Raw genomic sequence first — 21,734 nt, 5'->3', positions numbered from 1 at the left:
CACCTATAAAAATTATGAGGTAAGCATATCACCTCAACTTAGGTGGCCAAATTTAGTATGCCACTACAAGCTGAGGCTCAAAAGCACCTGACCTGTCTCTGGGCGTTTTCAGTTCAAATTGACCTGATGTCGATTTAACCGTTTTTCGAGTATAGCCATTTTTACGCGTATCGATTGACGTTGTCCATAGGTAGTGTTCTATTTCTGCCTGCAGGGCAGCTTCGGTCAGCTGTTTTATGAGTGGTGTGAGTATTCCATCTGTACCGAGTAAATTTTTACCTGATTGTAATTGCTTCAACGCTTCATCAAAATTAAATGATTGATTTCTCATATGTCATACCTCTTTTTTTGAGTTTAAGATATGACACAGATTTTTGAACACTACTCAATAAGTTGCTTTTAATTTATAAGATTTTGTCTATTTATATATTATGCTGAATTAAACTTAAAAATAGAGCGTTTTTTTATTGGTGCGAAACTCGTGATATTGTCCAGTAAAAAATAATTAATCAAAATAACTGATTAATCTGGTATGCTAAAAAATCTTTGTAAATAATGGTCCATTGAAATTAAATAGAAAGGAAATAATATGAGTAATTCATTTGAATCTGTTATTAAACCTACTTTTAATCTTATACCCTTGAAGAATCAATCACCTGCATGGAAACTTGTAGCACTCATCTTTGGGAACCTCTTTTTAACATTATCATCGTATATTGAGGTACCAATGATTCCAGTGCCAATGACGATGCAGACATTCGCTGTTACGCTGCTAGGTGCACTTTATGGCTGGCGTCTCGGTGGCATGACGATCATAGCATGGTTGATTGAAGGTGTTTTGGGCCTGCCTGTGTTAGCTGGAGGTGCTAGCGGCCTTCATTACTTTGTTGGTCCGACCGCAGGATATCTATTTGCCTTCCCCATTGCTGGGATTCTAATGGGATGGTTATCAGAACGAGGCTGGAATGGTAGCCGAGTACTTCTTGCCTTTAACGGTATGCTCATATGTAATGCTTTTTGTCTCTTATTCGGAGCAGTATGGCTTACCAGCATCATTGGATATAAGCAGGCCGTGGTTCTAGGCGTGATACCTTTCTTAGTGGGTGGAATTGTCAAATCTGCTCTAGGAGCCATAACACTAAAGCTTCTAACAAGAACTGAGAAAAAATGACCATCAAGATACGTCCTCATCATCTGCTCTGCCTGTTAACCTATGCTGGAGAAGGCTATAACGATGCATTTATTGATAACTTTAACAAGATTGTCCACCGTCTGAAGCTAGGTGAAGATGTTCTTACTTGTTTCTGGGCCAGACGACATATGTGCACCGCTTCTTGAACTTGATGAAGTAAGAGAACCACATTGTCTTCGCAAAAGTGTCAGTGAACGAGATCACCTCGCCGTAAATGATATTGGCAGATTTCTAGGTTACCGGATTGCAGAAGGTGAGAAGATTATTCTCGATTTTGAATTTTTACACCGAATGCGCCAAGTGTTCGCAAGCGGCCAAACTCGCCAAGCTTGTATTGGTTGTGAATGGAGTGAGTTTTGCAGTTTAATCGCGTGAAATGACTATGCTAAATCATCAATTCAAACATAAGAACAATTGTTTTTAAGTTTCAATACAGTTGCCGCTGTTGAAAGTTTCATCTTCAGTGGCACTACAGCTTGATACTATCACCATAATAAAGAATGTTTGTGTAATTCTATTTGACTAACTGCGATAAAGTCAATCGCTCACACGAGTTTCGCACAGGCATATAAAATTCCAGAAATGGCTAAAAGCAATGGTTAATTTGCAAGTTACTAAAACGTATAAATTTGTTTAAATTACAATAAGTTGCTTTTAATTCATAATATTTTGTCTATTTATATATTATGCTGAATCAAACTTAAAAATAGAGCGTTTTTTATTGGTGCGAAACTCGTGGAATAGCAACACTGAGTTTACCCATTGCAGAAGCTTCACGAGTGCGACTGATTTGTGATTTTGTCCTAATTGCTTCATCACGTTCATCTGAAATAACCAGCTTTTCTTTTTCTGACTCAACTAGAGTTTCCAATGCTTGAATATAATTTCCAGGTAATGCTTTTGGAGATTGAGCTGAACGGAAATAGGCGTTTTCCATTTTTTCAAAGAAAGAGCATGCTTCATCAGTATCAACAACTTTTGACATACGAGCTGCGCCTTTCTCTGTCCATAATGTCAATGATGTTGTATGTTTATTAACCGAGTGACCATTAATAACTTGGTTACGAAATGTTCTAAGATCATTATTTTTGATAGTAAATACATGAATACCTTCTATGAATCTATCTTTATTGCGTGACAGATTTTTTCTAATATTTGCTTCAGTTGTTCCGTATCCTTTAGCAAGTGTTTCAGTAGTCACAACACGAGCATTTTGCCACTCGATGATGGGTAATGGATTAGAATCGATAGTAATTAATTCATATTTCATCGTAATTATCCTTTAGTAAATTGGATATAATGTGGGTTGAGCTATAAAGGAATTAAAACTTTCAATAAAGTACTGTTTGGCTATATCATGGGAAAGGTGGTACTCATTTGCTGGACTCCCAACATTTTTTCTATTTGCTCGGTATAACTAATCAGCATTTTTTGTAATTGTGCTGGATTATCTAACCAGTCTGTTGTTGAGATGACAGGAGCTAATCTTCCTGTTTTGTAATCAAGGAAGGTTTGGTAACCATCAATCTGAACTTTGGCGCAATCCATCCTGCATACTCAATGGCTAAAGGCTCATGAGCAAACGTGCCTGGTGATGAGCCACCATTAACAACATTGAGTACTTTATGAGCAGGCTGCATATTTGCAGTCTAGTTATTTTTCAATAAGTTAGCCTCTAATTCTAAGATGAGTTCTTTTGCCTGTTTAGTTCGTAGCCATTGGTTAGGTGCTTTATGTTCACCTTCACCACTGGCTTTATGTAACGCATTAAGGTTGAAACGACCTTCTGAGTCTGTCGTGATTTCTACACCCGCAATAATGGGATAATTTTCATTTGTTAGATTTTGCATATAGTGATTCCTCAAAGTTAATTGATGAATGTGTATTGATGTTGATTAAGTAGGGTAAATACAGGTAGGGTAATTACTTTTTAACGCAAATGGCTTTGGCATCTATATCTTTGAAAGTTTCAAATTCCCGCTCAAACTGTTTAGCGGCGAATTGATACATGTTCTCAGTGTTAAACTCCTGTGTATTAACGCTTGCAAAGTTACTTGATGCGTAAGGGCTGGCCGTACATGGCTAAAATTAAAATCCACATGGTGGTTTCTCCTGCGTTTAAAAGGGGATGTCTTGGTCTTCAAAATCAGCTTGATGAATAGCGTTACTGTTTGGCTGGCTTGTCGTTGGTATATTCAGTTTACCTTGGCTTTCCTGCGGTTTTTTCTGTTTTCTATTTCCCAATATTTCAATGTCATTGACCAGAAATTCAGGTGATATCCTTTGCTGACCGGATTTGTCTGTCCATTTATTTTCCTGATAAGTTGCCGTAATACGAACAAAAGTGCCTTTTTGTGCATAATTATTGATATATTCGGCTATTTGCTTAAATGCCTTGCAATTTATCCATGTGGTTTCGTCAATCCATTGACCGCTATTATCTTTCCTTGCTTTACTGATAGCGATTAATAATACGGTGATGGGAATTTTATCCTGGGTATAGCGAATTTTTAATTTACCGATGCGTCCGGTAAAGTTACATTGGTTTTGGTTTGCCATAAGATTCCTCCAATTCTGATTTACGCATGTCATAAACTTCTTTGGCTTTAGCCTGCTCAATTGTTCCGTCTAATGTTTTCCATGCCGTGCTAAAGTATTTTTTAGTTCAATAACTGTTTTTGATGAAGTCGCTTTCCCTGTAAACTCAGTGAGGATATCCGCTGAGGTTTCCTGTTTGTAAACAACATCATGAGTCTCAGCGTCAGGGGCAATAGCTGTTTCTTCTGTTGGGATACAAAACGCTTGAAACGCCGCATATTTGTAAGCAATGGACATGGCTTTGTTGGTCGCTTTGTCTCCAGCATCCATCGCCTCACCAAATGTGGTTACGGTATGTTTGCTACCATCTTCAGTGGCAATAAAATTAACGGTGACATAAAATAAGCTTCCGCCATTTCTTGTTTGTCTCTCTGTCACATTGCGTTCAATAATGCGAGGTAAAATAAGCAATCCGTGCTTAACAAGAGCCGGAGAGAGGGCGTTATAAACTGCATCAATACTTCTGAATTTAAAATTCTGTGTTGTATTTTCTCCTGTCTTTTTTATCCCTATTTCAGATAAATGTTTAGCGACCTCACTAATGGCTTTATAAACCTGACTCATTGTTAATCCCCCATGTATCTACTTGACCATATCCCCGCTCGTCTGCTTCTGAGAATGGTGTTTTAGATTGCCAATTAATCGGTGATTCAATGATTGAATCATTCAGTTTTTTCAATCGCTCATAATGCGATTCCATAGCAAGTTTCTTTTCTTTGGTGGAGGGTGAAAGTGGTGTTTTTCCTTGCTTTATTACCTCAATCTGTTCCATTGCATAAGCGATCGCCTCATCACTTGATTTGTTTCGTTTGTTGTCCGTTAACCTTGGCTTGTTCATGTAAAATCTCCTCGAAAATCCTGCCAACTGATAGGGACGTTTTTTTGTCCTAACACTTCACGTTGATGTTCATACTTTGTTATGCTCGTTATGCTCGTTATGCTCGTTAAGCTCATTGCTTTTTTTTCGCTCCTTGAGCAACTGGGTCAATTCAAACAAGGTCATGAGTTATTCCTATCTTGCTAAGAGTAAAACGAGGCTTGCTAACGCGATGATTAGCAAGGTGGGGATAATTTTTATGGTGTCTTTTTTAAGCTATTTAAGACGTAGCGAAGCTCCTGCTGTTTAAACTGGTTCATATTGTTAACTCTTAATTGATATTCAGATGGGATTGATTGGTAGAATACGGTTTTTATGCGTCCGTTTTCTTTGATTGATACTTGAGTAGCGCCTGTGTTGCTCTGCGGTGTCGACGGTGGGCGTTATAGAGTTCACGCTTTTTCTTCATTAACGCTATATAGTGGGGGATTGTATGCTTGATGACCCCTTCGTATTCCGGTTTTTCTGGGCTAAGTGAACCACAATGTGCTCTGGGGTCACCATGCTTAATCAAATATTGGCGTATGGCCGAATGATAAATATCTTTCAGCGTCACGATGGTTTTTTCGCAAGCAAAAATATCTTTGGATGCTGCAATGATGCGAGCAATAATAACGTCCTGATTCATCGTCATCTTATGCCACCTGACTATATTTGTCGTGGGTGAATTCACCGTTCCAGTCTTTCTTCATCGGTAGCTTACCTTTAAGGTATTGGTTATATTGTAGTGGTCAACTAAAATTGGCCACCCTACCTGACTGTTCACGGAACAGTCGCTCTGATTCGTTTGGCGTTAATCCACCGTTATACCAGTGAGGTCTTATATCGCTATAGTAGTGGGTTATGTAGCGAATAATGGCTGACTGAGCAGTACTAAAGCTTTGGTAGCCAGTCGTTGGCACCCATTCGGTCTTCAGACTACGGAAGAATCGTTCCATCGGACTATTATCCCAACAATTCCCTCTGCGACTGATACTTTGGGTCATCTGATAACGCCACAATGCCTGCCTATACTGACGACTGGTATAATGACTTCCCTGATCACTATGGAACATCACCTGTTTGGGATGCCCACGTAGTTCCCAAGCCATTTGTAGTGCTTTGGCGGTTAATTCTGAGTCTGGTGCAAATGACATTGCCCAGCCCACCGGTTTTCGGGCAAACAAATCCAATACCACAGCCAGATAGGCCCATCGTGAGCCTGTACAAATATAGGTTACATCGCCGCACCAAACCTGGTCAGGCTTTGTAACAGCGAACTGCCTATTGAGCAGATTTGGAATATCAATACGTTCATTTCCACCGCGGTTGTATTTATGTTTTCGCTCTTGGCAACTGACGATGATTAATTCTTTCATCAACTTACCCGCTAACCACCGCCCAAGTTTCACGTTGTGTGTATTGGTAACCATCGTGGCGATAGTCCTTGCGCCAGCAGAGCCGCCACTAACGTTCCACGCTTCGCTGACTAGGCTACGTTTTATCGTCCGCTCAATATCTGGCTCCTTAGGCCGACACCAATAGCGATAACTGCTTCGGTGAACATTAAAAATACGACACAAAGTTTTCACCGGATAAAGCACTCTTAGCTTTTCAACTACCGAAAATTTTTCAGTGAGTCGGACATTAAGAGCGCAGTAGCCTTTTTTAAGATGTCATTCTCCATTTCCAGCCGGTGGATTTTTTTCTTCATTTCTCTGAACTCAATTTGTTCAGGTGTTAATGGCAGACCAGGCGATGTTTTCCCTTGACGTTCTAAACGAAGGGCTCTTACCCACCGGCTAATCGCTGAAAGACTGACGTTCATGCCTTTCGCGGCTTCCTGGTAGGTGTAATTTTGGTCAAGGACTAATTTGGCGGTTTCACATTTAAATTCAGCAGTAATTATTTTACTCATTTCGGCACCTATAAAAATTATGAGGTAAGCATATCACCTCAACTTAGGTGGCCAAATTTAGTATGCCACTACAAGGGATAAAGGCATGGTTACAAGAAAAACTGTTCCTTTCTTGTCTGTTAGAGCATCTGCTGACAATCAGCAGACGTTTTTCCCCTCAAAAACTCCGATAAAAAACTTAATGATTCAGCTAGCAGATGGCAATCTATATCACTGATATTTAACCTGTTAATTCACGTTCTTTATCCCGCAGTATCACTCTTTGAATGTATATCAAAGTGGGACAAAACACAGTGAGAGCTTAAAGGCTCTCGAAGTCGAAAGCGACAATATCAGACTTCATCATTGTCTCAATTTAAATTTGGTTAGCGCTTATGGGTACACGCCCCTGCCGGCATATGAATTTAAATCAAGTGGCAGCGCCTGGGTTAGCTGGCGTTAACTTTAACTACAAATTCTAATTTTTTCTTAAAAATACAAAAGGATAGCAATAGCTATCCTTGCTAAAATCGATTAGTAAGAAATATTTAGTAATGATAATATTAAATCCAAATATCACCACTGATGCCACCATTCACTAATTAAATAATTTATCGTAAATGATAATTAGCAAACAATTATATTATTAATTGATTTTTTAATTTATAAAGATTTAAGTTAATGTGACCATAAAAATCAATAAATTATCTCACCGTTATTTTTTTACTCATGAACATTTAAATTAAAATGTACCAGTCTATTACTAATCAATAGAATCCAAATCTTCTTCAATCACAGCGGCATTAGGATTAATAGTCGGCTTCAACACATCTCCCTGCGCCTTAAAATCTTTATTCTGAAAATATGCCTCTCTTACCATTAAATATGGATCAGAAGAGTTTTGTAGTATTCCATCAGAGTCTAAAAAAAGTGCCCGTTTTTCGATTCCCTCTAATACCCATTTTCCGGCTGACATCCAAAAAGTAAGGTAACTTAACATCGGGTAAGCCTTGTCAGCCCAGTCACCTCCATCTTCTCGTAGGGTAAAACTACCATAACCTGGCAATACCACATATGGACCGTAGCCAACCTGATAATATCCCAAAGTACTACCAAAACGATTAGATTCTTGTTTAGCAAGTTTAGGATTAGCCATTGAAGCGATATCGATCAATCCCGCCATACCAAAAACACTATTTAGGAAAAAACGATTGAAATGTTTCATTCCTTGATAAATATCACCGCGTAGAAAATTATTCACCATACTCGCAGGCTCTTCTAGGTTAGCCAAAAAATTGACTAAACCATTACGTACAGGCATAGGAACATAATCACGCCAAGCGACCGCAACTGGACGCCCCACATAACGATCCAGAACATGATAATTAAAATCAAACATCGTTCGATTAAAATGCTCTAGCGGATCAGAGCGCTGTTGATTATCGGTCGGTGTACTCGAACAGCTCGTAATCAATCCTACTGCAAAAAATACGCCGCATAATCGATATGTTTTAAATCTTGTTTTTCTATTCAACAAAACACCCTCACATAGATTGTCCATTCATAATTATATATCCTCATTAATTTAATCTTACTTACTTTTTGATTTAATAATAAGAATTTAATCACTATTTATCTAAGCATATAATGTGCAAGCAATTATTTTAAATAGGGGATAAGTTAAAAAAACAAATAAATAACACTAAGTTATAGCCCCAAAATATAAAAAAACAAACAATAATAATTATTCTTAAAATGATAAACACATGATAATGTAAAATAGATAAACAAATTTAATAACAATAATTATTAAATAATTCACTAAATGATAATTTATAAAATAATAATTTAACGATTTCCTCTAATATAACGCAACAGAGAATCAAACCTATTTAAACACAAATCCAGCCATCAGCAATAAAATTAAACCAATTATATTCAACAAGTTGATTTTTATAGGGATTTAATAGTAAAATAAATAGTATATTAAAGCAATTTAGACTGAAACAATTCTATGTCCTCTTAGTTAAATGGATATAACAAGCCCCTCCTAAGGGCTAATTGTAGGTTCGATTCCTACAGGGGACGCCATTAAACAGTTTGTGACTGTTCACTTTAGTTCGCAAAATCCAGTAAAAACTTCCATTGATGCGTATTTATAGTTCTTAATAGTTCACTGAAGTTCGTTGACAACCACTATCTTTTTTGGGTAAATTCGGGGTAAATTATATATCTAATAACCGAAAATTTACCCAATGCTTGCAGTTAAACAAGTAGAATCCGCTAAAACAAAAGATAAGCCTTACCGTTTGTCAGATGGTAATGGTTTGTATCTATATGTACCGATTTCAGGTATTAAAGTATGGCAAATGCGTTACCATTTTTTGGGTAAAGAAAAGATTTACACATTAGGTAAAGTGTCAAATATAACCCTACAGAACGCAAGAGAGAAAGCATTTGAATTAAAGAAAGAACTCCTTAATGGAGTTGATATTTCAAAAAGTAAACTAATAATAAAATCAGAAAATAAAAATACATTTTTTGAAATATTTAAGGAGTGGTATGCATTCAAGCACGAAGTATGGTCAGAAAGATATAGAAAAGAAATAAAAAATATGTTTGAAAGTGATATTTTACCGCTTATCGGTAACAGAGTCATTTCAGAAATAAAGCCTATGGAGTTAGTGAATATAATAAGGCTATTTGAAAATCGTGGTGCTATGGAAAGAGCAAGCAAAGCTAGAAGAAGGTGTGGTGAAGTATTTCGCTATGCAATTGTAACTGGTAGAGCAAAATACAATCCAGCACCAGATCTTGTTGACGCTGAAAGGGGTTATATAAAAAAACATTATCCTTTTCTAACTGAATCACAGATACCCGAGTTTAATAGAGCGTTATTATCATTTTCAGGAAGCATAATAAGTAGAATAGCAACACAAGTACTTCAGTACACCGCTTTAAGAACAAAAGATCTAAGATCAATAACTTGGGAAAACGTTAATTTTAATAAAAGAATTATAACTATTGCTCATGCAGTAATGAAGAATAGAAAAGATCATATCGTGCCGATGTCTGATCAAGTTTATAACTTATTGAAACATCTAGAGCCAATCACTAAAAGTATATCTCACTTCGTTTCCGCCGGAAGAAATAGCAAACATAAGCCAATCAGTGAAAATACTGTTTTAGGTGTCATTCGTTACATTGGTTTTGATGGTATAGCTAGCGGTCATGGATTCAGACATCAATTTAGTACAATTTTAAATGAGCATGGGTTCAATAAAGACTTAATTGAAAGACAGTTAGCTCACGTGGATAGAAATAACATACGAGGAATATATAATCACGCTCAATATCTAGAAAAACGTAAAGAAATGATGCAATGGTTTGCAGAGTATATTGATCAAATAACAACAAAAAATGATTTAACTGATTAACGTTACTTTCTCAGCTTAAATTACCTTTTTTAATTCCAAAACCACTAACACGCAACCAACAACTAATTCTTAACAACTTCCTTCAACGCTGCTAATATGGTGCCATTAAGTGGGACTGAGTATCCCAACGATGAAATGGTCCACGGTTTATTTGAAGTTGACACGAGTTTCGCACCAATAAAAAAACGCTCTATTTTTAAGTTTAATTCAACATAATATATAAATAGACAAAATCTTATAAATTAAAAGCAACTTACTGTAATTTAAACAAATTTATACGTTTTAGTAACTTGCAAATTAACCTTTGCTTTTAAGCCATTTCTGGAATTTTATATGCCTGTTCGAAACTCGTGGTTGAGAAAAAAGCCAAAGAGACGGGCGCAGTGCTCGAAGAACGGAAGAAATACCGATTTAGTCCGAGTCATTAAGAGTAAACGCCCCTGACCAAGTAGGGGCTTCCTTGCTAAAGCTGAATTGTGATGAAAGTAAGTAGCGTACTTAATGTACCTTATTTGTTTTCAATAATGCAACTGGATGTTAACAACCGTGAAAGATGTCGGATGAGTAAAAAATTCACCCCAACGCCCCATATGATGCTGTCTTTCGCCAGTTTCTGAGTGAAAAAGAGACGGCTAAAGACTTCTTTGAGATTTGGCTACCGTATGAGATTTGTAGTGGCATACTAAATTTGGCCACCTAAGTTGAGGTGATATGCTTACCTCATAATTTTTATAGGTGCCGAAATGAGTAAAATAATTACTGCTGAATTTAAATGTGAAACCGCCAAATTAGTCCTTGACCAAAATTACACCTACCAGGAAGCCGCGAAAGGCATGAACGTCAGTCTTTCAGCGATTAGCCGGTGGGTAAACGTTAAGGGAAAACATCGCCTGGTCTGCCATTAACACCTGAACAAATTGAGTTCAGAGAAATGAAGAAAAAAATCCACCGGCTGGAAATGGAGAATGACATCTTAAAAAAGGCTACTGCGCTCTTAATGTCCGACTCACTGAAAAATTTTCGGTAGTTGAAAAGCTAAGAGTGCTTTATCCGGTGAAAACTTTGTGTCGTATTTTTAATGTTCACCGAAGCAGTTATCGCTATTGGTGTCGGCCTAAGGAGCCAGATATTGAGCAGACGATAAAACGTAGCCTAGTCAGCGAAGCGTGGAACGTTAGTGGCGGCTCTGCTGGCGCAAGGACTATCGCCACGATGGTTACCAATACACACAACGTGAAACTTGGGCGGTGGTTAGCGGGTAAGTTGATGAAAGAATTAATCATCGTCAGTTGCCAAGAGCGAAAACATAAATACAACCGCGGTGGAAATGAACGTATTGATATTCCAAATCTGCTCAATAGGCAGTTCGCTGTTACAAAGCCTGACCAGGTTTGGTGCGGCGATGTAACCTACATTTAGACAGGCTCACGATGGGCCTATCTGGCTGTGGTATTGGATTTGTTTGCCCGAAAACCGGTGGGCTGGGCAATGTCATTTGCACCAGACTCAGAATTAACCGCCAAAGCACTACAAATGGCTTGGGAACTACGTGGGCATCCCAAACAGGTGATGTTCCATAGTGATCAGGGAAGTCATTATATAGCTAGGCGACTTAATTTTGATTACAGCATATGTATTAAAAACAGGTCATCGATAGTGCATCCTGTTTCCATCTTTTTACGTTTAGCTTGAGACCATTTATGTTCTATAGGATTTAAATCTGGTGAATACACAGGCAAATATTCTATCTGGTGTCCTGCGTTTATAATTGCCTGTTCAATATTCTTACCTTTGTGAAAGCTAGCGTTGTCCATAAAAATAACAGAATTTTCAGGAAGTTCTGGGAGCAATATTTTTGTGATCCAAACATAAAAAACATCACGATTAATATTGCAATCAAATAATCCGATAGCAAAAAGGGTTGTTCCCAATAAAGCGCCAATAACATTTGTTCTTCCCTTAGCACCCCAGTTTTTCAGGCCAAAACAACGGTGACCTTTTGGGGAATAGCCGTGAGTTCGTGGAGTGTCATGTGAAAAACCACTTTCATCAATAAAAACAACAGATTTATCTTTTTTTTCATACTGTTGTCTTTTTTGCTGATGTGCCAGCCTGTCGCTTTCGTTGGTTTTTGGATGGAATAGAGTTTTTTTTATAGGTTAATCCCAGCTTTTTAAGGGATTGCCAAATAGTCTTTTTACAAACACCGAATCGCTCTGCCCGTTCCTTTTGGTAAGCATCTGGATACTGTTCCACATCTTTTGCTAAAGCATTTTTATCGAGCTTCCTCTTACGTGGCGTTGAATTTTTTGGCTCTGGTCGTTTAAGCCAACGTACTAAAGACGCTTTTCCAATACGGAATTGTTTCGCAGTTTCTCGAATTGTTAAACCTTCGGCTTTCCTTACAGATATTACTTTACGTCGAAAATCAATTGTATAACTCATAACACACCTTGTAATCAAAATTAAGTCGCCTAGCTATACCAGTCGTCAGTATAGGCAGGCATTGTGGCGTTATCAGATGACCCAAAGTATCAGTCGCAGAGGGAATTGTTGGGATAATAGTCCGATGGAACGATTCTTCCGTAGTCTGAAGACCGAATGGGTGCCAACGACTGGCTACCAAAGCTTTAGTACTGCTCAGTCAGCCATTATTCGCTACATAACCCACTACTATAGCGATATAAGACCTCACTGGTATAACGGTGGATTAACGCCAAACGAATCAGAGCGACTGTTCCGTGAACAGTCAGGTAGGGTGGCCAATTTTAGTTGACCACTACACTTAGCGCCAAGTGTTGGACTGAAATCATTTAAACTTACGTTAAGTAAAGTAGCAAATGCGGCAGCATTTGTAATATTTAAAGGGTTTATTCCATTTAGAATCTGAGCAACAGCACTCTGACCCATTCCTAGTTCATGAGCTACCCTCTCTTGGGAAAGATTTAATTCTTTCTTTTTTTCCTCAAAAATGGATTTAAGTCTAATCGCATCTCTGAGTTGCTCTTCATTTAACGGCTTTTTTTTCATGTAAAAAATTCTATTACCTATTGGAATACTTATCAATAACATGCGGCATTTACATTAAAATTACTTTAAGTAATAATTTAACGTGTAAAAAGGGGATATTTTAATGAAACGACTAACACTACCTCAATATGTTGATATGCATGGACAAGAGAAAGTCGCTCAAGTTTTGGGTCTATATCAAGGAGCAATTAGTAAAGCTCTTAGCGCCAGAAGAAATATTACTATTCTTGTTCATGAAGATGGAAAAATTGAAGCTGAAGAATTAAAGCCTTTTCCATCAAAACGTTATCAACGATAAAGTTAATTAACACCACCGCTCTTTAACATCTTGGGCTCCCTGAAATTGGGAGATTTTTAAATTCCCAGCCCATCGGGAGAGAAAACTATTATTTGAAACTTATGAACTAAGTATAGGACATCCTAAAGATATTTAAAATTATGAAGTAAGAATAGCACACCAAACTTAGTGACCAAATTTAGTGTGCCATTACAATCTCTTGTGAATAAACCATTTAAATTTCTATTTTTCAATAAGCTACATAATATTTTTCATTGGTAATAATCATTTTTAAATGAATTCATCTTTTTCTTTATCAATATCCTTGAAAATTGTATTCAATTAAACATGAACTAACAGAATTGAAATAAAGATTATCAAATTTATAAACTGAAAATGGTAAATTATATTCAAGTTCTAGAACTGAGAAGGGGTATCTCAGTACTTCATTTTAGTTTCGAAAATACTTACGTGTGGCTGCAAAGGATCATCCTGTAAACGGAGATACGGATTTTCATCTAGGTCAAGCTCATCATCTATAAAACCGTTAATATTTTGTCCAGTCCATATATCACCATCATCAGCCCTTTTTTTACTCTCATCGTGGTTGACTAAAGTATCAAATCTTGGCTTCAGGTTTTCTTTATATGTTTTTATAAAATCGCTGGCGCTTAATTGCTTTTTACTCTCATCTTGTGATGAGTGTTTTAAAACTTCTTTTGCGTATTGCTGGTTTGAAGGAACGATGTTTGACAAAATTGTATTTTGTGGATTTAAGCTAATGGAGCTTATGAACGGATAATCTTTTTTGACACGTTTTTGTACTGCTACGTTAACAGAGGGCGCTTCCAACGAAGATGTTGGGGAAGGTTTTTCAGCCAACTTATACATAGATTTTTTTATTTCTTGATGAGAATCGATAAAGTCATATATCCATGTGTTATCAGGATTACCTTTATTACAGAAATTTCCTAATCTTTCATTAAAATGAGTTTTGTAATTTTTTTCCCCAAAAAAATCACGATTATCTTTAACGTTAATATCACCGTAAGAAAAGGCTCTTTCTTCCATCGCCCCTTTTATAGAAAATTTAAATGTATAATCACTACTAGCTTCATTTTTTATAATAGATGCCTGAAATTTATCTTGATGTTTTGCGGGACTCATTTCCTTCAATTTATAGAAAGCTTCTGCTTTTTGTAGAGAGGATTCAATATCAGACTGATTGTCTGGGGTATGAGTTAAGTCATAAAGCAACCCCAAAACTTCATCTGTCTTCGTTCCACAAAACCAGTCTTTTATTTTAGTAAATATATCCAGATGTGTAGCATCTTCTTTTGAAGAACTATTCACTGCTTGTTGAATATATTTATCGCCAATTTCTCTAGTAAATAAAGAATAAGGATTTAGATTGGATTGAACTGATATTGACATAATATTTCCCTATATAAATATATTTTTTAAAATTAAATAATTGATCTGAAGTTAATATAAAAGTTTTCGATTTATTTTTTTACTATTCGTATGACCAGTTCAAATTAACTAAAAATACTTACTAAGTCACCTTAACCTTAAGTCTAGTTTTGCACTATTCATTTAGTTAGCTCTTACCATGAACTTACGTTAGGATTGTTGCAAAGTGTAGTGGCCAATTTTAGTTGACCACTACAATATGTAGTGGCATACTAAATTTGGCCACCTAAGTTGAGGTGATATGCTTACCTCATAATTTTTATAGGTGCCGAAATGAGTAAAATAATTACTGCTGAATTTAAATGTGAAACCGCCAAATTAGTCCTTGACCAAAATTACACCTACCAGGAAGCCGCGAAAGGCATGAACGTCAGTCTTTTAGCGATTAGCCGGTGGGTAAACGTCAAGGGAAAACATCGCCTGGTCTGCCATTAACACCTGAACAAATTGAGTTCAGAGAAATGAAGAAAAAAATCCACCGGCTGGAAATGGAGAATGACATCTTAAAAAAGGCTACTGCGCTCTTAATGTCCGACTCACTGAAAAATTTTCGGTAGTTGAAAAGCTAAGAGTGCTTTATCCGGTGAAAACTTTGTGTCGTATTTTTAATGTTCACCGAAGCAGTTATCGCTATTGGTGTCGGCCTAAGGAGCCAGATATTGAGCGGACGATAAAACGTAGCCTAGTCAGCGAAGCGTGGAACGTTAGTGGCGGCTCTGCTGGCGCAAGGACTATCGCCACGATGGTTACCAATACACACAACGTGAAACTTGGGCGGTGGTTAGCGGGTAAGTTGATGAAAGAATTAATCATCGTCAGTTGCCAAGAGCGAAAACATAAATACAACCGCGGTGGAAATGAACGTATTGATATTCCAAATCTGCTCAATAGGCAGTTCGCTGTTACAAAGCCTGACCAGGTTTAGTGCGGCGATGTAACCTATATTTGGACAGGCTCACGATGGGCCTATCTGGCTGTGGTATTGGATTTGTTTGCCCGAAAACCGGTGGGCTGGGCAATGTCATTTGCACCAGACTCAGAATTAACCGCCAAAGCACTACAAATGGCTTGGGAACTACGTGGGCATCCCAAACAGGTGATGTTCCATAGTGATCAGGGAAGTCATTATACCAGTCGTCAGTATATAGCTAGGCGACTTAATTTTGATTACAGCATATGTATTAAAAACAGGTCATCGATAGTGCATCCTGTTTCCATCTTTTTACGTTTAGCTTGAGACCATTTATGTTCTATAGGATTTAAATCTGGTGAATACACAGGCAAATATTCTATCTGGTGTCCTGCGTTTATAATTGCCTGTTCAATATTCTTACCTTTGTGAAAGCTAGCGTTGTCCATAAAAATAACAGAATTTTCAGGAAGTTCTGGGAGCAATATTTTTGTGATCCAAACATAAAAAACATCACGATTAATATTGCAATCAAATAATCCGATAGCAAAAAGGGTTGTTCCCAATAAAGCGCCAATAACATTTGTTCTTCCCTTAGCACCCCAGTTTTTCAGGCCAAAACAACGGTGACCTTTTGGGGAATAGCCGTGAGTTCGTGGAGTGTCATGTGAAAAACCACTTTCATCAATAAAAACAACAGATTTATCTTTTTTTTCATACTGTTGTCTTTTTTGCTGATGTGCCAGCCTGTCGCTTTCGTTGGTTTTTGGATGGAATAGAGTTTTTTTTATAGGTTAATCCCAGCTTTTTAAGGGATTGCCAAATAGTCTTTTTACAAACACCGAATCGCTCTGCCCGTTCCTTTTGGTAAGCATCTGGATACTGTTCCACATCTTTTGCTAAAGCATTTTTATCGAGCTTCCTCTTACGTGGCGTTGAATTTTTTGGCTCTGGTCGTTTAAGCCAACGTACTAAAGACGCTTTTCCAATACGGAATTGTTTCGCAGTTTCTCGAATTGTTAAACCTTCGGCTTTCCTTACAGATATTACTTTACGTCGAAAATCAATTGTATAACTCATAACACACCTTGTAATCAAAATTAAGTCGCCTAGCTATAGCCGTACAAGGTGTGAATGGCAGGGCTTGTACTCTGGAGTATATCTCGGCATCGAAACGGCGCAACACGCTATCTTCATTAAACCGCGTGAGCAAATCACCGCGAATGGTGTCTATCAGTTGTGACAGTGTCGGGCGCGAAAAACCGCTAGTTTGCATGGATTACTCTCCACAGGTTGTTGAGGGTCATCGTTTTTATGTTATGATCAGGTAATAAGGTCAGGGTGACAATTGCCGTTAATCTATCGATGCCTGAGCGATATATTCCTTCGCTTTTTACGCCGTCTGATGAGTTAATGTTGTGCGTTTCAGCAGATGCAATCGAGAGCCAATCCGGTCGTTTTTTATGGTCGGCCAGGTATCGCCCCACCATCCAAATGGCGTATCGGTGTCATCATCCGGTTCAGCCCGTCGCCAAGTGAACAGCGGGATAATCACGGCACGGCTTAATCGGTCGTCATGTTGAATAGGGATCCCTGTCATATTATTTCATACCTTGAGTGGGTGTAGTAGCTCAGACTTAATCTGACAGTTACCGGTTATTTATACAGTACCTGTCAGGTTAAATTTGATTTAAATCTTTCTCTCTCCAAAGTTGTTTTCCATCGTGTAAAGTTGCCATAGGAGTTCGACCGCAACACATTTTTCCTTGATGAGTGCGTTGGTTATTATATTCCGCTAACCATTTATCTAAATCAGCTTGTAATTCATTTAAAGCCCTATAGATTTTCTTACGAAAAGCCACCTGATAGAACTCTTGTAATACAGTTTTATGAAAGCGTTCACAAATCCCATTAGTTTGAGGTGAACGAGCTTTAGTTTTTGTATGATCAATATCATTGATAGCGAGATAAAGTTGATAATCGTGATGTTCAACTTTACCACAATACTCACTGCCTCTGTCCGTCAGTATACGTAACACCGGTAACCCATGCTGGGAATAAAAAGGGAGAACCTTGTCATTTAATAAATCTGCCGCCGTTATCGCGCTTTTTGTTGTGTAAAGCTTACAATGAACGACTTTACTGTAAGTATCAATGTAAGTTTGTTGATAAACACGACCAACGCCTTTTAAATGACCGACATAAAAAGTATCTTGTGAACCCAGATAACCTGGATGCGCTGTTTCAATCTCACCACAGGCTTCATCATCTTGCGCTTTCTTTTCTAGAGCACTGATTTGTGATTCTGACAGGATAATTCCTTCTGTTGCGATTTTATCTTCAAGCGCTTTTAGGCGTTTTGTAAAATTTTCGAGATTATGGCGCAGCCAAATAGAGCGAACGCCACTCCCCGAAACAAAAATGCCTTTTTTTCTTAGTTCATTACTACTGCGGTGTTGACCGTGTGCAGGGTATTCAATCGCATACTCGACTACAGCGCTTTCAATCTGTTCATCTACTCTATTTTTTACGTTAGGCACCCGTCGATTTTGATTAATTAAAGCGTCTATCCCACCATCGTTAACAAGTTCCTGGTAGCGATAAAACGTATCTCGGGATACCCCCATAATCTTACAGGCTTTTGAGACGTTATTAAGCTCTTCAGCGAGGTTAAGTAACCCGACTTTATGTTTGATGATAGGATTATTTGTTTGATACATAGAATTACCTTTTATTTAATTATCTAATGATGTTAATTAAAACCGGTAACGCTCTTTTTTAAATCAGAATTGTCGGATTAAGTTAAGACTAATACAGATTAAGTATTTTTATCTTTTTTGAGGCGTGAACGTCTGTATTGTTGTTTTTCCTATATGCAATCCAGAAACTCCAGATATTGTCACATTTGTTGCTCCACCTTTTTTTTCAATTTTAATACCTTTTTCTTTTTTTGCCGCTTCTTCAAAACTTGAATACATCCTACTCTTTTCTTTGCTAGCAGATGGTCTACTACTAAATGAAGAAGCGGATGGATGAAATGATTGTTTAAAATCTTTTTTTAGTGTTGAAGAACCAATAGTTATATTACTACTTTCTTTAAATGTTGAATATGAACCTTTGCTTTCTATTGCGAATCCTCCCTGTATCTTTTTAATTCCTGATAACAATGTTCTATCAATTTTTACATTACTATTTCCTTCTAGATTTTTATATATTTTATACTTTTCTCTACTGCTAGATGGTCCACTAAATGAAGATACTGATGGTTTTGTTGTTGATGAGGTAGATGATTGTTGACTTGGTGTATTTTTCGTACCTGAAAAAAAAACAGAAAATTTTGAAAAAGTGGAATTGGAACTTTTTGTATTTTTTTTATCGCATTGGTTTGTTGTTAAAATATTAGATGTTATTGTTGATGTCGATGTTGTTATTTTGCTCATAAAAACCTCCAGAATAATTATCTTATGGTTATGAAAGTTATGGTTTTCCTGAACCACTTTAATTATAGTAGAAATTTATTGTTATTCGATAATATTTTTTAATGGGCAACAGAAATCTGATTCTGTGTTTATTGATGCAGTTAAAAATAAAATCATACTGAGTTTAGGTTAGAAAGAAAAATTTTCACTAATCCTCTTCTGCGTCCAGTGGTTTCAATTCCTCAATCGGTGGAACATAGGCGGCTTCTGGCGCTACTCGTAACTCACATAATGTCCCACTCTCATCTTGCCTATAAACAACTTCACTAATAACTAGCTCCCGATTGTTAAAGCCGAGCACCGGATCAAACACAATCACTCGCTGGTTAGGTTTCTTCCATACACGAGTTTCGCACAGGCATATAAAATTCCAGAAATGGCTTAAAAGCAATGGTTAATTTGCAAGTTACTAAAACGTATAAATTTGTTTAAATTACAATAAGTTGCTTTTAATTTATAAGATTTTGTCTATTTGTATATTATGCTGAATTAAACTTAAAAATAGAGCGTTTTTGTATTGGTGCGAAACTCGTGCCATAGACTGCCATCACCTTGCCGCCAACCTTGTACCGTATAAGTGGTTTCGTCAGTTCTGGCTGCCCGTTGCTTGGCTCCAAATTCGCTACGCGCGCGACAACTGGCCCAGTTACATTACCCGATTGCTGGATATGCTGAGGGCGATAGCGTGTTATCTGGCTATCTTTGACTTTGGCACGAATAGCGGTTAATGTCGCTTCCCCAAAATCGTCATCATCACCCGATAGTTGACCCGCCACCTGATATTCAGAAAAGCGTTCACGGATACTCTGTTCTGTATCACAGGTGAGAATATTTTCTCCCCAGACAAGCGCAGTTGTTGCACAATCATTGCCGACCGTGCCAATCAATAGATTGCCGTCTTCATCATCCCAGGCGAGCGCCTGTTGGCTTCCTAGCGCTTTGTTTAGCACCCATGGACCCCGCGGGGGTTTCCCATAGTCAGCCTGAAAAGCCTGTAGCGGCGTTTTGGGGGCCTTTTGGCTAATGACACCTTAATGCCAAACGGCTCTGCTAGCGCTGAGGCTATTTGATAAAGCGTTTTCCTCGTAAATAACGTGGAGTTGGCGGCGCAATCAAATCTGCTGTCTTACTCCGGCCACTGATGCCAACTTGTAGCGTCATAGCGTATCGGAGTCGCTTCAATCCAACCGGTTAAGACTTTATCCTGACCCATCATAACTTCGACACGTTCACCTTTTTTAATTCTCGGCTGTAGCGGTACGCTTCCCGATTCACCAGGCCACTGGCAGGTAATTTCTACATTGAAATCGCGGGATAGTCGTTCTATCCCTGCTGAAATCTGAACACACGTCCAGCCGCCCCATTCGCGCCCGTTGACGCGCAATATCACGGAGTCACTCATCTTGCGGGTACTCTCAAGGGTTTAACCGGCATAAAGCTGGGATGATTAACCGCATTTCGACTGGTAATATCGGCTTCGCGTGCGGCGTTGTCATACCAGTTAGCCGCCAGAACTAACGCCGGTAGCACCGTCTCTGGCGTGCGGGTAACCGTTTTTTCAACTTGTGCCAGTAGTGTGGCAATATCCCTGTTGGCATCGGTTTTCACTTGTTGCAAGGTAAAGAACAGTGCATCGTCAAGCGTTAACGCCTGTTCGTGCTCGATAGCCTGATTCAGCGTTTCTCGCACCGTGACCAACGCATCCCACGTTACCGCCGCGAGTCCTTCAATGTGACTGCTTGCCGAAGGTGGGGATCATATCAAACTAATAGTATGTTTAGTTCATCATCGGTTAGGCCGGTCGATATTTTGATAATTAGCCGATCAACACCATTAGCAAATAGTTGCTTTGCCAGTTGGCGAGTAGCTTATTGACGGCCTTTTTCTAGACCTTGCTGCAATCCCTCGTTAACCCCATCCTGTCGGCCTAGCTGGTAGCCTTTGCTCGCCTAGCTGGATCCCCTCTTTACGGCCTTTAGCCTCAAGTTGTTCCGCGATAGTCATAAAATCCTCCCGGTAAGTCGGTGCCTTCTCTGCAAGGGTACGTATGAATCCCTCGCCGTCAATCGTATTTCCTGCTTGCGCTATATAATATAATAAACTCTTGCATTTTTCTTTAGAATATGCCATTTTTCTATTACACGAGTCGCGCACAGGAATATAAAATTCTAAAAATAGCTTGAAATGATGATTAATCAGCAAGTTACCAAAAATAATTTATTTAAATAACAATAATTTACAGTTTATAAGATTTTCCTAATTATATATTATGCTGAATTAAACTTAAAAATAACTCGTTTTTGATTGATGCGAAACTCGTGCATATGTTGAAATGACTATAGTGATCTGAGCCGATGATCACCTAAAATTTCGATTTATTCAACAAAGCTGCGTATGTGATGAATATCGATCTCCACTATTTGCCGCCTTACAGCCCGAATCTAAATCCGATAAAAAGGCTGTGGAAAGTGATAAATTAACAAGCGAGAAACATTCCACGGTATATTACCGAGACTGGCAGGGGCCTTTACACATAGAATTAATGACCACTTCCAGACGCTGAAAAATGCAACTTTAAGTTAATT

The 21,734-nt window shown here is 38.1% G+C and carries 20 protein-coding genes, 1 tRNA gene and 11 pseudogenes; 10 read left to right on the top strand and 22 right to left on the bottom strand.

What is annotated here, in order from left to right; translation table 11 throughout:
- Window positions 1-64 precede the first annotated feature (64 nt).
- Window positions 65-331, bottom strand: a pseudogene (locus AYJ55_RS12815) (transposase); the annotation flags it as partial.
- A 258-nt stretch (window positions 332-589) separates the two neighbouring features.
- On the opposite strand from AYJ55_RS12815, the gene AYJ55_RS12810 reads away from it, so the two are divergent.
- Complete coding sequence (locus AYJ55_RS12810) at window positions 590-1,171, top strand: biotin transporter BioY (RefSeq protein ID WP_063656773.1); 582 nt, start codon at window positions 590-592, stop codon at window positions 1,169-1,171.
- A 117-nt stretch (window positions 1,172-1,288) separates the two neighbouring features.
- Window positions 1,289-1,567, top strand: coding sequence for a DUF1284 domain-containing protein (locus AYJ55_RS12805; RefSeq protein ID WP_245677372.1), 279 nt, complete (start codon window positions 1,289-1,291; stop codon window positions 1,565-1,567).
- A gap of 343 nt (window positions 1,568-1,910) precedes the next feature.
- Here AYJ55_RS12805 and AYJ55_RS12800 read toward each other — a convergent pair whose 3' ends face one another.
- The 8 genes and pseudogenes from AYJ55_RS12800 to mlaA form a co-directional block, all read right to left on the bottom strand.
- Complete coding sequence (locus tag AYJ55_RS12800; protein WP_063656771.1) at window positions 1,911-2,462, bottom strand: ORF6N domain-containing protein; 552 nt, start codon at window positions 2,460-2,462, stop codon at window positions 1,911-1,913.
- A gap of 200 nt (window positions 2,463-2,662) precedes the next feature.
- Window positions 2,663-3,042, bottom strand: a pseudogene (locus tag AYJ55_RS28995) (KilA-N domain-containing protein); the annotation flags it as partial.
- Window positions 3,043-3,310: 268 nt separating this feature from the next.
- Window positions 3,311-3,751: a single-stranded DNA-binding protein gene (locus AYJ55_RS12790; RefSeq protein ID WP_063656767.1), complete on the bottom strand. Its 441-nt coding sequence runs from the start codon at window positions 3,749-3,751 to the stop codon at window positions 3,311-3,313.
- A pseudogene (locus tag AYJ55_RS12785) lies at window positions 3,729-4,354 on the bottom strand (ERF family protein). Before AYJ55_RS12785 ends, AYJ55_RS12790 begins: the two are co-directional and overlap by 23 nt.
- The gene (locus AYJ55_RS12780) at window positions 4,338-4,655 is read right to left on the bottom strand and encodes a hypothetical protein (RefSeq protein ID WP_187153258.1); all 318 of its coding nucleotides are present in this window, start codon (window positions 4,653-4,655) and stop codon (window positions 4,338-4,340) included. Before AYJ55_RS12780 ends, AYJ55_RS12785 begins: the two are co-directional and overlap by 17 nt.
- Window positions 4,656-4,980: 325 nt before the next feature.
- Window positions 4,981-5,295 (bottom strand): hypothetical protein, encoded by a 315-nt coding sequence (locus tag AYJ55_RS12775; protein ID WP_162505541.1) that lies wholly within the window; start codon window positions 5,293-5,295, stop codon window positions 4,981-4,983.
- A 103-nt stretch (window positions 5,296-5,398) separates the two neighbouring features.
- Window positions 5,399-6,564, bottom strand: a protein-coding gene (locus AYJ55_RS12770) for an IS3 family transposase (RefSeq protein ID WP_162505540.1) whose coding sequence is annotated in 2 segments (ribosomal slippage) — window positions 5,399-6,309 and window positions 6,309-6,564 — 1,167 coding nt in all. Because the reading frame shifts where the segments join, the coding sequence is not laid out codon by codon here.
- A gap of 742 nt (window positions 6,565-7,306) precedes the next feature.
- On the bottom strand, window positions 7,307-8,077 hold the full coding sequence (gene mlaA, locus AYJ55_RS12760; protein ID WP_245677358.1) for a phospholipid-binding lipoprotein MlaA: 771 nt from the start codon (window positions 8,075-8,077) through the stop codon (window positions 7,307-7,309).
- A 482-nt stretch (window positions 8,078-8,559) separates the two neighbouring features.
- On the opposite strand from mlaA, the gene AYJ55_RS12755 reads away from it, so the two are divergent.
- The 4 genes and pseudogenes from AYJ55_RS12755 to AYJ55_RS33190 form a co-directional block, all read left to right on the top strand.
- Window positions 8,560-8,634, top strand: a tRNA-Arg gene (locus AYJ55_RS12755).
- Window positions 8,635-8,798: 164 nt separating this feature from the next.
- Window positions 8,799-9,980: a tyrosine-type recombinase/integrase gene (locus AYJ55_RS12750; RefSeq protein ID WP_063656760.1), complete on the top strand. Its 1,182-nt coding sequence runs from the start codon at window positions 8,799-8,801 to the stop codon at window positions 9,978-9,980.
- A gap of 571 nt (window positions 9,981-10,551) precedes the next feature.
- Entirely contained in the window at window positions 10,552-10,680 is a 129-nt protein-coding gene (locus tag AYJ55_RS33195) for an Rpn family recombination-promoting nuclease/putative transposase (RefSeq protein ID WP_342668171.1), read from the top strand.
- A gap of 43 nt (window positions 10,681-10,723) precedes the next feature.
- Window positions 10,724-11,591 (top strand): annotated as a pseudogene (locus AYJ55_RS33190) (IS3 family transposase); the annotation flags it as partial.
- Between the two features lie 11 nt (window positions 11,592-11,602).
- Here AYJ55_RS33190 and AYJ55_RS12735 read toward each other — a convergent pair.
- Both AYJ55_RS12735 and AYJ55_RS12730 read right to left on the bottom strand, forming a co-directional pair.
- Complete coding sequence (locus tag AYJ55_RS12735) at window positions 11,603-12,091, bottom strand: IS630 family transposase (RefSeq protein ID WP_063653499.1); 489 nt, start codon at window positions 12,089-12,091, stop codon at window positions 11,603-11,605.
- Window positions 12,060-12,425 carry an IS630 transposase-related protein gene (locus AYJ55_RS12730; RefSeq protein ID WP_063653415.1) on the bottom strand — a complete coding sequence of 122 codons (366 nt, stop codon included), beginning with the start codon at window positions 12,423-12,425 and terminating at the stop codon, window positions 12,060-12,062. Before AYJ55_RS12730 ends, AYJ55_RS12735 begins: the two co-directional genes overlap by 32 nt.
- 34 nt (window positions 12,426-12,459) lie before the next feature.
- Here AYJ55_RS12730 and AYJ55_RS26115 point away from each other — a divergent pair.
- Window positions 12,460-12,756, top strand: a pseudogene (locus AYJ55_RS26115) (integrase core domain-containing protein); the annotation flags it as partial.
- Here the strand turns inward: AYJ55_RS26115 and AYJ55_RS12725 are convergent.
- Window positions 12,738-13,010: pseudogene (locus AYJ55_RS12725) on the bottom strand (helix-turn-helix domain-containing protein); the annotation flags it as partial. The pseudogenes AYJ55_RS26115 and AYJ55_RS12725 sit on opposite strands and share 19 nt — an antisense overlap.
- Window positions 13,011-13,113: 103 nt before the next feature.
- On the opposite strand from AYJ55_RS12725, the gene AYJ55_RS12720 reads away from it, so the two are divergent.
- Window positions 13,114-13,308 (top strand): Cro/CI family transcriptional regulator, encoded by a 195-nt coding sequence (locus tag AYJ55_RS12720; protein WP_063656754.1) that lies wholly within the window; start codon window positions 13,114-13,116, stop codon window positions 13,306-13,308.
- A gap of 417 nt (window positions 13,309-13,725) precedes the next feature.
- On the opposite strand, the gene AYJ55_RS12715 is transcribed toward AYJ55_RS12720, so the two are convergent.
- Entirely contained in the window at window positions 13,726-14,721 is a 996-nt protein-coding gene (locus AYJ55_RS12715; protein WP_063656752.1) for a hypothetical protein, read from the bottom strand.
- Window positions 14,722-15,033: 312 nt separating this feature from the next.
- Between AYJ55_RS12715 and AYJ55_RS33185 the strand changes: the two are divergent.
- Window positions 15,034-15,937 (top strand): annotated as a pseudogene (locus tag AYJ55_RS33185) (IS3 family transposase); the annotation flags it as partial.
- On the opposite strand, the gene AYJ55_RS12700 reads toward AYJ55_RS33185, so the two are convergent.
- The 9 genes and pseudogenes from AYJ55_RS12700 to AYJ55_RS12665 form a co-directional block, all read right to left on the bottom strand.
- Window positions 15,928-16,416 carry an IS630 family transposase gene (locus tag AYJ55_RS12700; RefSeq protein WP_063653499.1) on the bottom strand — a complete coding sequence of 163 codons (489 nt, stop codon included), beginning with the start codon at window positions 16,414-16,416 and terminating at the stop codon, window positions 15,928-15,930. The pseudogene AYJ55_RS33185 and the gene AYJ55_RS12700 overlap by 10 nt on opposite strands.
- On the bottom strand, window positions 16,385-16,750 hold the full coding sequence (locus tag AYJ55_RS12695) for an IS630 transposase-related protein (RefSeq protein ID WP_063653415.1): 366 nt from the start codon (window positions 16,748-16,750) through the stop codon (window positions 16,385-16,387). The genes AYJ55_RS12700 and AYJ55_RS12695 overlap by 32 nt, the downstream gene beginning before the upstream one ends.
- Before the next feature lie 35 nt (window positions 16,751-16,785).
- Window positions 16,786-16,946 (bottom strand): annotated as a pseudogene (locus AYJ55_RS33180) (baseplate J/gp47 family protein); the annotation flags it as partial.
- A 126-nt stretch (window positions 16,947-17,072) separates the two neighbouring features.
- Window positions 17,073-17,270 (bottom strand): annotated as a pseudogene (locus AYJ55_RS33175) (phage GP46 family protein); the annotation flags it as partial.
- A gap of 79 nt (window positions 17,271-17,349) precedes the next feature.
- Window positions 17,350-18,390 carry an IS481 family transposase gene (locus AYJ55_RS12685; protein WP_063654070.1) on the bottom strand — a complete coding sequence of 347 codons (1,041 nt, stop codon included), beginning with the start codon at window positions 18,388-18,390 and terminating at the stop codon, window positions 17,350-17,352.
- Window positions 18,391-18,498: 108 nt separating this feature from the next.
- Window positions 18,499-19,110 (bottom strand): hypothetical protein, encoded by a 612-nt coding sequence (locus AYJ55_RS12680; protein ID WP_063656748.1) that lies wholly within the window; start codon window positions 19,108-19,110, stop codon window positions 18,499-18,501.
- A gap of 187 nt (window positions 19,111-19,297) precedes the next feature.
- Window positions 19,298-19,540: a phage baseplate assembly protein gene (locus tag AYJ55_RS28955; RefSeq protein ID WP_425393799.1), complete on the bottom strand. Its 243-nt coding sequence runs from the start codon at window positions 19,538-19,540 to the stop codon at window positions 19,298-19,300.
- A gap of 143 nt (window positions 19,541-19,683) precedes the next feature.
- Window positions 19,684-20,551 (bottom strand): annotated as a pseudogene (locus AYJ55_RS33170) (phage baseplate assembly protein); the annotation flags it as partial.
- Window positions 20,548-20,847, bottom strand: a complete 300-nt coding sequence (locus tag AYJ55_RS12665) for a hypothetical protein (RefSeq protein ID WP_342668170.1) — start codon at window positions 20,845-20,847, stop codon at window positions 20,548-20,550. The gene AYJ55_RS12665 and the pseudogene AYJ55_RS33170, both read right to left, overlap by 4 nt.
- A gap of 680 nt (window positions 20,848-21,527) precedes the next feature.
- Between AYJ55_RS12665 and AYJ55_RS31955 the strand changes: the two are divergent.
- Window positions 21,528-21,732 (top strand): annotated as a pseudogene (locus tag AYJ55_RS31955) (transposase); the annotation flags it as partial.
- Window positions 21,733-21,734: the final 2 nt, after the last annotated feature.

Source organism: Candidatus Arsenophonus triatominarum (assembly GCF_001640365.1).
GTDB lineage: Bacteria > Pseudomonadota > Gammaproteobacteria > Enterobacterales > Enterobacteriaceae > Arsenophonus > Arsenophonus triatominarum.
The sequence above is the reverse complement of the archived record's forward strand: the minus strand, read 5'-3'. Positions and strand labels throughout refer to the sequence as shown.